The sequence below is a fragment of the Acinetobacter sp. BD54 genome (genome assembly GCF_044778325.1).
GTDB lineage: Bacteria > Pseudomonadota > Gammaproteobacteria > Pseudomonadales > Moraxellaceae > Acinetobacter > Acinetobacter baumannii.
Genome location: NZ_JANJEP010000016.1, coordinates 39012 through 50578, shown reverse-complemented (window position 1 = coordinate 50578; position 11567 = coordinate 39012). Strand labels below are relative to the sequence as shown.

The window sequence follows — 11567 nt, the reverse complement described above, 5'->3', positions numbered from 1 at the left end:
ACCATCTCATCATCAAATTCATCACTTAAAGCAATCAACCTAATCACAAGTAACTGTTTTTCAACAAGTTTATATCTGCATCACCGCCGATGGATGTGCATTATAGACCATTAATAACCCTTTGCAAGGGGTATTTATCCCTTTTTCACTTGAGTGCCGTTTTTTTCTACTATTTTGCGAAAAAAGTGATATATATGGCTTTTTTTTAGGCATTTTTGCTATTTTTTATTGGTTTTTATCTTTAGCTATATAATCATTTTGGAGTTAGGGAGTCTTTTATATGGTTTTTATTCCTCTATAAGCTTTTTAATCCAAAGAATCCAAAGAATCCAAAGAATCCAAAGAATCCAAAGAATCCAAAGAATCCAAAGAATCCAAAGAATCCAAAGAATCCAAAGAAATATTAGAGCAAATACTCTACCCTACTTTATATTTCTTCTTATTTTTTAATTTATTTTATTCTTAATAATACTTAAATGGTTCCACGTGGAACGCTTAATTGGTTTTATAGTTCTGAAATAAAAAAAGCAGGATTACTCCTGCTTTTCTATCACTACATAACTTTTAGTCAGTGAAAGTTACACGTGCAATTGCTTTTTTCCCAGACTGAATAATAAAAGTCCCGTTTTCTTTTACAGAGAAACTTGCATCTACTACATTCCAGTCTACTTTTACTGCACCGCGTGCAACAGCATCTTTTGCAGCTGCTGCATTTGGATTTAATCCTGCTACGCGAAGAATCGTGGCAATAAAGATTTCACCACCAAACTCACCACGTGAAATAGTTACTTCAGGAGTATCTGCTGGCACCTCACCTTCTGTAATACGGTTACCAGCACTCTTATGAGCATTAGCAGCTGCTTCAGCATCATGGAAGCGTTCAACCAACTCGAGTGCAAGAATACGTTTTACTTCTTGTGGATTACGACCAGCCGCGATTTCATCTAATAAAGCTTTGATCTCATCTAGAGATTTAAAACTTAATAAATCGAAATAACGTTCGATTAAAGAGTCAGGCATTGATAATACTTTTTGGTACATTGCACCTGGCGCATCAAAAACACCAATATAGTTACCTAAAGATTTAGACATTTTATTTACGCCATCTAAACCTTCTAGAATTGGTACAGTGATACACACTTGTGATTCTTGGCCATAACGGCTTTGTAACGTACGGCCCATAAGTAAGTTAAAGGTTTGGTCTGTACCACCTAACTCAACGTCTGCTTCAAGTGCGATAGAGTCATAGCCTTGAACTAAAGGATATAAGAACTCATGAATCGCAATTGGCTGATGGTTGTTATAACGCTTAGTGAAGTCATCACGCTCTAACATACGTGATACTGTTTGCTGGCTTGCCAACTGAATAAGATCTGCAGCAGACTTTTGGTTAAACCACTCTGAGTTAAAACGTACTTTTGTTTTATTCGGATCTAAGATTTTGAAAACTTGTTCTTGATAAGTTTTAGCGTTAGCTTCAACTTGTTCGCGTGATAACGGCGGACGAGTTGCACTTTTACCCGTTGGGTCACCAATCATGGCGGTATAGTCGCCAATTAAGAAAGTAACTTCATGACCCAAATCTTGAAACGTTTTTAGTTTGTTAATAAGAACCGTATGTCCTAAATGTAAATCTGGAGCTGTAGGGTCAAAACCAGCTTTAATTTTAAGAGGACGATTCTCTTTAAGCTTTTTCAGTAAATCTTCTTCTGAAATAATTTCGTGCGTGCCTCGTTGGATGAGGGCAAGCTGTTCTTCGGCGGGCAAGAAATTTGACATCACAAAACCTAAACACATCAGTTATTCAATTTGTGCGATATACTAACATTTTTTCAGCGTCTTGCAGGGGAAGTTGCATATGAGCGCAATCTATATCGGCGTAATGACTGGCACTAGTATGGATGGTGTGGATATTGTTGCGGCTTCATTTGAGCCACTACAGCTTCATGCCACACTTACAGTTCCATTCGAACCCGAGTTACGTGATGAGCTTATGGCATTAACTTTACCCGATGACAATGAAATTGACCGCATGGGTAAAGCTGATGTTGCTCTAGCTAAAATGATTGGTCACGGGATTAATTCTCTCATTGAAAAGCACCAATTAGATCGTAGTCAAATTAAAGCGATTGGGTCACATGGACAAACCATTCGTCATCGTCCAGAGCATGGTTTTACGCTACAAATTGGCGATCCAAACATTATTACTGAGATCACTCAAATTCCGGTTGTTTCAGATTTCCGTCGTAGAGATATGGCAGCAGGTGGTCAAGGTGCTCCATTAGTGCCTGCATTTCATCAGGCATTATTCCAGCACCCAAGCATTCATCGGGTAATTTTGAATTTAGGCGGCATTGCCAATGTAAGTATGTTACCAGCTAATAATCCAGACGGCGTTTTTGGTTTTGATACTGGACCTGCCAATATTTTGATGGATGCATGGTGTCATCGCCATACAGGTCATCCATACGATGAAAATGGTGACTGGGCTGCTTATGGTCATCCTATTCGTTCGTTACTCGACCGTCTTTATGCTCATGAGTATTTTTCTAAAGAGCCACCTAAAAGTACGGGACGTGAAGATTTCAATATTGACTGGTTAGATGATCAGTTAATCGATTGGCGTAATGATTTAACTTACGATGAGTTAGAAGATACCCCTGAAAACATTCAAGCAACCCTATTAAAACTTACTGTGCGTGCCATTCAAAAAGCAATTTATCGTTCTGAGATGGAAACAGGTGAAGTATATGTTTGTGGTGGTGGAGCTTATAACTCTTATTTGTTAGAACAATTACGTTGGCGCTTACGTAAGCACAATTGGTCAGTTCAAACCACTGATGTTTTAGGACTCTCCCCTACTTGGGTTGAGGCTACAGCATTTGCATGGTTAGCAATGCGTTTTGTGGATGGTTTAAGTGGTAATTTACCTGCGGTAACAGGAGCTTCAGATTTTAGAATCTTAGGCACGATCACGGCGGTATAAAGCTACTTATTCGATTTAATTGGACCGATTCGACCTCATAACACATTTCCTGACCCGAAATGCTGTTATTAAATTGGTCATAAAAATTCATGATAAATGCCAACAAAAATAAGTAAGGCATGTTGTTATGGATTTGACCAACCGTATTCATCAATATACTCGTGGGGCTTGGACATTCGATGTCATTGATTCAGGCCCTATAGATGGCCCTCTCGTGGTTTTATTGCATGGCTTTCCAGAAACTGCTCATAGTTGGGAGCAGACTTCGGAATTATTACATCAACATCAATTTAGAACATTTGCGATCCATCAACGTGGTTATAGTCTAAATGCTAGACCACAAAGCCGCTTTCATTACGCTTTAAGTGAACTAACTGAAGATGTTGCAGTTTTTATTAAGGGACTTGGTCAACCAGTTTATTTAATTGGGCACGATTGGGGTTCTGTAATTGCGTCTAGTGTAGCTATGAAGTATCCGCAGTATATTCAACATCTCACTTTAGTTTCCGTACCCCATCAAGCTGCTTTTTTAAAAGCCTGCTTAATTAGCAATCAACTACTAAAATCTTATTATTTTGCAGTTTTTCAGCTTCCTATTCTGCCCGAACTTTTATTTAAAAAGATGCCTAAATTAGGCCGTAACTTTCTTAAGTCATCTGGCATGACCGAGCAGCAAATTGAAATATTCGAGACTGAGTTTATAAAAGAAAATAGGCTAACTACGGCGTTGAATTGGTATCGTGGATTTTTTTGGGAAAAGCCTGAAAATCCTTTTAAAGCAATAGACGTTCCCACTCTTTTTATTTGGGGTAAGCATGATATTGCAGTAACAGAAAAAAGTGCCATGTTAAATTCAGGTTATTTTAAAAATAATTATAAGGCTATTTTTATGGATGCCTCTCATTGGATTCCTTATCAAAATGCACCTGAACTCGTACAGTACTTTTTAGAATCTCTACATGAACAAGCATAATCTTATAAATAAAAAAACCTCTCATCATAGAGAGGTTTTTTTTATTTAAAATTCTTTTTAAATTGAGAATGAAGAACCACAACCACACGTTGTTGTCGCATTCGGGTTCTGCACAATAAAGCGTGAACCTTCAAGGCCTTCAACATAATCAACCACTGAGCCAACTAAGTATTGATAGCTGAGCGAGTCAACCAGCATCTTTACATCGCCATTTACAAATTCAGCATCATCTTCATTTACGCTTTCGGCGAAATTGAAGCCGTATGAAAACCCTGAACACCCGCCTCCGGTTACATATACACGTAACATGAGATCGTCATTCCCTTCACTATCACGGAGTTGGCGTACCTTATTGGCAGCATTATCTGTCAAAACTAGAGCTTGGGCATTCATGATGATTGTTCCTCGGATTTTGCTGTGCCTTTCAAAATAAAAAAGACCCTATATTGAGTATAGCATAATCAATATAGGGTCTGTCTTCGAAGTTTAAAGCGAATCTTGAGTATTTTTATCAAGATTATTTGTAATTCTCATCTTGTAAGCCACATTCAAAGTTTTTCGCGTCTTGCTTACAACGGAATTGCCATAATAGTTTCATCATCCGTTTATCATACACCCCGCGTTGTGTAAGGTTAATTCGTGATTCACGCATGAGCTTTTGATAACCCGGTTTATCGGCAGCTGGTACTTCCATCCAATATTTTTGCGGAATATCCGCTTTCATTTTACCCAAGATAGTAAAAGCACGCGGTAACTGACCAGCCACCCACTCTCTAGATTTCTGACCAAAACCAGCTGGGAATTTGTCTGGACGAATAATAATATTTCCGGTCACCTGTAAGATTGGATAGTTTACAATTGCCCCTTTGGTACCTAAGCCTTTTTGTAACTCTAAAGGTTTAAAAGCTGCTGCTGGCGCACCAATAATATCGACCTGATGATTGTTAAATTTGGCCCCGAAGTTAGTCACATCTGCACTCACTGCCTGAGCACCCACCTGCTGAACCATAATTTTTTGTGCTTCATCGTAGTCTAATACGGCGATTTTTTTACCGGCAGCTTTCGCTACGGTATTAATACTACGGTCGTTTACTAAAAGGTAAGCATCTCCTACCGGAATAACACCTACTACCTCATAGCGGCCATTGACCATATATTTACTAAAGGTTTGGCTCGCTAAACCTTGCATGACTTTAACAGCAAGTTTGAGATCTGGAATCGCGCCAATTGCATCTAATGATCCCGTAAATGAGTTGAATTGACGTCCGCGCATGCCTGATACACTAATACCATCACATTTGCCCGCTTTAAAATCTTCAGCAATCACTGCTTCATTCTGGTTTACTTTTAGTTCGATATCAGCTCCCCAGTTTTTCGCTGCAAGCTGATAGTCCTTCATGAGTGCATAGACATCGCCATTTTTACCAACAAAGTCAAAAACACATATGGTTTGTTTGGCCTCGGCTGCAAATGAAATTGTTGTGAGTCCCATCGCAAGTAAAAGCGTTTTGGAAAATCGCATATTCTTTTCCTTTCCTTGTAAATTTTTTGTTTTTGGCATCAAGAAATTTCACGCTGGTTGGCATGATTCTCATGAGATATGCTTCATCTAAGATTCACAATTTAGATATTTTTATGATCAATTCTGTTTATCCGAGCTCAATAAAAAATAACGAGTTAAATTCCCTTAGCTCTTTTAATGACTCACTTCCTTGTTCTATTTTCTAATATCTTCATATATCCAGATGAAGTTTTATCCTCAATTTAGATTAGCGTCTTTTTAATGAATCACAATGGCTGAATTGACAGCCTATAGAAAGCAAAAAAGCCTAGAATAAATCTAGGCTTTTAAGTTCAACATGAATTATTCACCAGGCATTGAACATTCAAAGTTAGCTTTGTCTACAGAACAACGTGCTTTTTTCAATACAGACATCATACCTGCATCGTAAATACCGCGTTTAGTTAAATCCATACGGCCATCACGTAACATTTTTTGATATTTCAGTTTGTCTTCAGCACTTAGGTTCATTTTATATTTACCTGGAATTTGTGCTTCTAAACGGTTAATCATTGCAAAGCTTTTTGGTAATTGTTTTACGAACCAATCACGAGACTTTTGACCAAAGCCTGCTGGGAATTTATCAGCACGCAATACTAAATCAGCCGTTACATGTAATACTGGGAAGTTCCACATTACACCGTTTGCACCCAAACCTTTGTTCAATTCTAATGGTTTGTAAGCATAAGCAGGCGCACCTACCATATCTACCTGACCATTATTAAATTTAGCAGCAAAGTTTGAAATATCAGAAAGAACTGCCTGAGCACCTACGCGCTGCACCATAATTTTTTGTGCATCGTCATAACCTAACACGGCGAATTTTTTACCAGCAGCTTTTTCAACTGAGTTGATGTTTTTATCACGTACAAAAATGAACGCTGAACCTAACGGAGAGATACCAGCAACTTCGTATTTTTTACCACCAAGGTTAGTTGTCATTTTTGCAGCATTACGTGCATCTAATACATAAGTAATAGCACGTTGTGCAATTTGGTTATTAGGAACGCCACCAAGCGAGTCGATTGATCCGGCAAATTTGTTATATTGGCGAGCACGCATAGCTGTCATTGCTACGGCATCACATTTACCAGCTTTGAAATCATTATCTGCAACAGCCTCGTCCTGACGAGGAACTAAGTTAATTTCAGTACCCCAGCCTTTTGCAGCTAGAGCCCATTCTTCCATCATTTTATATGAGTCGCCTGCTTTTCCTAAGAGGTCGAATACACACACGGTACTCGCTGCTTGCGCTGAAGCAGAAAAACCAACAACAGAAGCGGCAGCCATAGCAAGTACGATTTTTTTCATTTTCTTCATCCTTCCACGGAACAGATTTTTTGTTTGAAGTTTCCTTTCAAACACAGATATTAATCATGTTTTTTAGAAAAAAATAGAGCTTTTACTCAAATATTTTTATCTCATTGAACCATTGTTTGTTCGACTTAAATTATTTATTAAAATGAAAAATCGCTAACTTTCCGTAAGTTATTTTTTATATTCACAATTTTCATACCCATATTCAGCTTTGAAATATCTGTAGGGTTTTTGTGATTAAAAAACAAACTACTCTCCAGTAAGCGTACATTCAAAATTTGTCCGTTCAATGGTGCATCGTGCGCGCTTGAGTACACTCATCATTGTCGCGTCATATACACCTTGTTTTGTTAAGCCAAGGCGACCTTCACGTAATATTTTCTGATATTTCAACTTATCTTCGGCTGAAAAATTTAATTTAATTTTAGGAGGAATACCGGTTTCTAACCGTTTTACCATTGCGAAGTTCTGTGGCAACTGTTTAATAAACCATTCACGAGACTTCATTCCAAAATTGGCGGGAAACTTATCACTTCTTGCAATTAAATCCCCTGTGACGTTCACCACAGGAAAAGTAAACATGGCTCCATTTGTTCCAATTCCCTTACCAATTTCTAACGGTTTATAAGCATAAGCAGGTGCAGCAATTGCCTCGACTTGGCCACTATTAAACTTTTTCACAAAATCGGTAATCTCAGAAGGAATAGGCTGGGCACCTACACTTTCAACCATAATTTTCTGGGCTGCGTCATATTGCAAAATGGCAAACTTAGTCCCACGTACTTTCTCAATTGAGTTGAGGTTTCTATCTCTTACAAATAAGTATGCTAGTCCAATCTGGACAATTCCAACCACCTCATAGTTTGTTCCATTTTGTGTGGTTAGCATGCGATTTTTATTACGTTGATCCAAAACGTAACTAATCGCCTTTTGAGCAATAGCATTACTTGTCACCCCGCCAATCGCATCAATCGAGCCTGCAAATTTATTGTAGTTTCGTGCTCGCATTGAAGTCATATAAGCTGCATCGCATTTACCCTCACGCAGCCTACGATCTACTAGAGCTTCATCTTGAAATGGAATTAATGTAATGTCCGCTTGCCAACTTTTCGCCGCAAGTGCCCATTCTTCCATCATTTTGTAGGATTCACCTGATTTACCCAGTAAATCGAATACACATACGTTTTGCCCCGCGTGTGTTGTCCCCATAGCACAGCAAATGACTGCACTTACTATCCCCAATCTTTTTTTCATTTGACTTTCCTTAGTCTGGTTTTATTAGTTAGTAGCTCATTTATCAACCAAGTTTTAAATTGTTTTTATTTTAGCCATATTTTTCTAAATGTGGCCTATCTTGCTCAAAATTTAGATATTTTCAGACGAATAGCTTTAATCGGAATCAGTGAAACCATGCAATCTCAGTATTTATAAACTAAAACTCCGAAAGTTTTGTCTTCATGATCAGTTCTCTTTAAAATACAGCATCCCTAACTCACCTCGATAAGACAAGATGATTCAATTTGACCAAGTTTCTTTACGCCGCGGTGGACGTGTTCTATTTCAAAAAGCGTCTATGCAATTACACCCAGGTTGGAAGATTGGTCTGACTGGGGTCAATGGTGCAGGTAAATCAACACTATTTGCAGCATTACTCGGTAGCTTAGGAGCAGATGAAGGCTCGCTTACTCGTCCTTCTGTATGGACTGTGGCCCATATGGCGCAAGAAGTTAAAGCCCTAGACATGCCTGCTATCGACTTTGTCCTTTCTGGTGATGAAGAATATTGGGATATTCAAAATAAACTTGCTCAACCAGAACAATTAACAGACTCGGATTTGGCTAAATTACATGGCCGTTTTGATGAAATTCATGGTTATTCTGCGCCATCTAAAGCAGCTCAGCTGATGGCTGGCTTAGGGTTTCTAGAACATCAATTACGTTTAAACGTTGCTAGTTTTTCTGGTGGATGGCGTATGCGTCTGAATTTGGCGCGTACATTGATGAGTCGTTCTGACTTACTCTTATTGGATGAGCCAACTAACCACTTAGATTTGGATGCAATTTTATGGTTAGAAGATTGGCTCAAAGCTTATGAGGGCACCCTCATTTTAATCTCGCATGACCGAGATTTCTTAGATGCAATTACAGACCATATTCTTCATATTGAGAATCAGGAACTTACTCTTTACACGGGTAACTACTCCACATTTGAGACCACTCGAAGTGAACGTTTAGCACAACAACAACAAGCTTTTGAAAAACAGCAAGAAGCCCGTGCTCATTTACAAAAGTTCATTGATCGCTTTAAGGCTAAAGCCACTAAAGCTCGTCAGGCACAAAGTCGTATTAAGCAACTTGAACGCATGCAGCAACTTGCACCTGCTCATGTAGATACACCGTTTACTTTTAGTTTCCGTGAACCTACCAAAATGAGTTCACCGTTGCTGACCCTAGAAAATGCCAGCATAGGTTATGGCGATAAAAAAATTGCTGAAAAAATTAAACTTCAAATTACGCCAAACTCGCGTATTGGCCTGCTTGGTATGAATGGTGCGGGTAAATCAACATTGATTAAAAGCTTGGTGGGCGATTTACCATTACTGGCAGGTGAACGTAAAGCTTCCGAGCTACTTAACATTGGTTACTTTGCGCAGCACCAAATGGACGCTTTAGATGGTCAAGCCAGCCCAATGCTTCAACTCGCTCGGATAGCCGATAAACAAATTAGTGAAGCAACATTACGTTCTTTTTTAGGTAGTTTTGGCTTTAGTGGCGAACGCATGGATACTCCATGTGAAAGCTTCTCTGGGGGTGAGCGCGCTCGTTTGGCCTTAGCACTCATTGTATGGCAGCGCCCAAATGTTTTAATTCTGGATGAACCAACGAACCACTTAGACCTTGATATGCGTCATGCGCTTAGTATGGCCTTACAAGATTTTGAGGGTGCAGTTGTTCTGGTTTCTCACGAACGTCAACTTATTGCCAGCGTTTGTGATGAACTCCTTTTGGTACACGGTGGCAAATGTACCGAGTTTGAAGGTGATTTGCAGGATTATGCTAAATGGCTACGTGAAGCACGCCAGCAACAAATCAATGCTCAGACTGCTGTAGCACAAAATAATTCATCTTCTGCCGCTCCAGCTCCAGCTAAAGTCGATAAAGAAGCACAGCGTAAAGAAGCAGCTCGCCGTCGTGAACAAACTCGACCAATCCGTAAAAATATTGAAAAGGTTGAATCTCAAATTGAAAAGCTTCAGCCACGTCTTGCTGAAATCGAAGAAGCTTTAGCAGATACTTCATTATATGAAGCTAATCGTAAGGACGATTTGCTTAAACTGATGAATGAGCAAACCGAACTCAAAGCTAAGCTTGAACAATATGAAGAGCAACTCTTAGAACTCATGATGGAACTTGAGGAAATGGAAGCCTCATTTGAAAACTAAATATCTTGGCCAGTACTCGTATATTTAAGTATCTGTACTGGCTTTTATTTTTATTAGCTTATAAAAATATGAACGATCTCTAATAAAGTTTCATTCAGCTGTTAAATTTTTGAGATAGATTCAAATTTGATAACATATAAAACTTAAGCTACATCTTAAGGGTTGCCATACACAGATAATTTAACTAAATTCTGTAACTTCGTTTTTACCCTTCTTGAGTAGGTATTTAATTCGGGATCAGACAAACTGAATGAATTTTATTGATTTTATTACTAATTTTGAACAATTTTTACCTATTTTGATTCAGGAGTATGGTGCATGGGTTTATGCCATACTCTTTTTGATTATTTTTTCTGAAACCGCTTTTGTGTTTATGTTCTTTTTACCTGGAGATAGCTTACTTTTAACTGTAGGTGCACTGTGCTCGGTGGTTGAACTGATGCATCTTGGTTATATGATTACTCTGCTCACCGTTGCAGCAACATTAGGCTATATCGTCAATTATTCTATTGGCCGCCATTTTGGAAATCGTATTTTTGAAGCAAAATCACGTTTTATTAAAAAAGAATATTTGAATAAAACGAACCGCTATTTCTTGCAACATGGTGGTAAAACTATTCTTTTAGCACGTTTTATACCTTTCGCACGTTCTTTTGCACCCCTCGCTGCTGGCTCAAGCAATATGAGCTATGGAAAATTTTTGATTTACAATGTGGCAGGAGCTATTTTGTGGATCTGTATCCTCTTAACGGCTGGCTACCTATTTGGCCATGCACTCATTCAAGTTACAGATTTTGTAGAGAATTAATATATTTGGTTAAATAAATTTATATAGCCAAAAATAAAGGGAATGAATTAATCATTCCCTTTATTTGATTTAGATCAAAGTAACTTTATCTAAACTTTTTGTGGTTTTCATTACGAATATTTACCAGATTAATTGCTTCAGTTTTGGCTTGGTCCAATTGTCCCTTATCAACAAAAACCGTAACCCGATCAATTTCAGCAACTAACTGATCTAAACCCGCTTGGTACTCTTTTACCTGTACATTTTCAGGGGGTAAACCTTCCAACTTATGAGGTAAAGATAATTTTGAAGATAATGCTGCCTGACGCATAATCACAAGCTGCTGTTTAGCGTTATCGATATCTTTTGCTTCAGCAAAGGCTTTAGTGCTCTTCGCTAAAGTTTTCATGTCGGCTTCCAAGTCTGCTGCAAATGCAGAATGACTCACTAAAGCCGCACATGAAATCAGCATACTTGCTAGAATTTTTTGACTCATCATCT

10 protein-coding genes are annotated in these 11567 nt (G+C 38.5%); 4 read left to right on the top strand and 6 right to left on the bottom strand.

Annotation, left to right across the window (positions count from 1 at the left end):
• Positions 1 to 564 precede the first annotated feature (564 nt).
• On the bottom strand, positions 565 to 1797 hold the full coding sequence (gene tyrS / locus NQ782_RS18145) for a tyrosine--tRNA ligase (RefSeq protein ID WP_000335558.1): 1233 nt from the start codon (positions 1795 to 1797) through the stop codon (positions 565 to 567).
• A 61-nt stretch (positions 1798 to 1858) separates the two neighbouring features.
• Here tyrS and NQ782_RS18140 point away from each other — a divergent pair, with 61 nt between their 5' ends.
• Positions 1859 to 2986 carry an anhydro-N-acetylmuramic acid kinase gene (locus tag NQ782_RS18140; RefSeq protein ID WP_057092926.1) on the top strand — a complete coding sequence of 376 codons (1128 nt, stop codon included), beginning with the start codon at positions 1859 to 1861 and terminating at the stop codon, positions 2984 to 2986.
• A gap of 127 nt (positions 2987 to 3113) precedes the next feature.
• Positions 3114 to 3959, top strand: coding sequence for an alpha/beta fold hydrolase (locus tag NQ782_RS18135; protein ID WP_057092928.1), 846 nt, complete (start codon positions 3114 to 3116; stop codon positions 3957 to 3959).
• Between the two features lie 57 nt (positions 3960 to 4016).
• On the opposite strand, the gene erpA is transcribed toward NQ782_RS18135, so the two are convergent.
• From erpA to NQ782_RS18115, 4 genes are all read right to left on the bottom strand, one after another.
• The gene (erpA, locus tag NQ782_RS18130; protein WP_000993572.1) at positions 4017 to 4352 is read right to left on the bottom strand and encodes an iron-sulfur cluster insertion protein ErpA; all 336 of its coding nucleotides are present in this window, start codon (positions 4350 to 4352) and stop codon (positions 4017 to 4019) included.
• 124 nt (positions 4353 to 4476) lie between these two features.
• A complete protein-coding gene (locus tag NQ782_RS18125; RefSeq protein WP_001212536.1) occupies positions 4477 to 5481 on the bottom strand; it encodes a putative solute-binding protein in 1005 nt (334 codons plus the stop codon).
• 342 nt (positions 5482 to 5823) lie between these two features.
• Entirely contained in the window at positions 5824 to 6831 is a 1008-nt protein-coding gene (locus NQ782_RS18120) for a putative solute-binding protein (protein WP_000724999.1), read from the bottom strand.
• A 255-nt stretch (positions 6832 to 7086) separates the two neighbouring features.
• Positions 7087 to 8091, bottom strand: coding sequence for a putative solute-binding protein (locus NQ782_RS18115; protein WP_057094329.1), 1005 nt, complete (start codon positions 8089 to 8091; stop codon positions 7087 to 7089).
• A gap of 256 nt (positions 8092 to 8347) precedes the next feature.
• On the opposite strand from NQ782_RS18115, the gene abc-f reads away from it, so the two are divergent.
• Together abc-f and NQ782_RS18105 are read left to right on the top strand one after the other, a co-directional pair.
• A complete protein-coding gene (gene abc-f, locus NQ782_RS18110) occupies positions 8348 to 10279 on the top strand; it encodes a ribosomal protection-like ABC-F family protein (RefSeq protein WP_000613985.1) in 1932 nt (643 codons plus the stop codon).
• 250 nt (positions 10280 to 10529) lie between these two features.
• On the top strand, positions 10530 to 11087 hold the full coding sequence (locus tag NQ782_RS18105) for a VTT domain-containing protein (RefSeq protein WP_001009202.1): 558 nt from the start codon (positions 10530 to 10532) through the stop codon (positions 11085 to 11087).
• Between the two features lie 85 nt (positions 11088 to 11172).
• Here the strand turns inward: NQ782_RS18105 and cybC are convergent, their stop codons facing one another.
• On the bottom strand, positions 11173 to 11565 hold the full coding sequence (cybC, locus tag NQ782_RS18100) for a cytochrome b562 (protein ID WP_000987632.1): 393 nt from the start codon (positions 11563 to 11565) through the stop codon (positions 11173 to 11175).
• Positions 11566 to 11567: the final 2 nt, after the last annotated feature.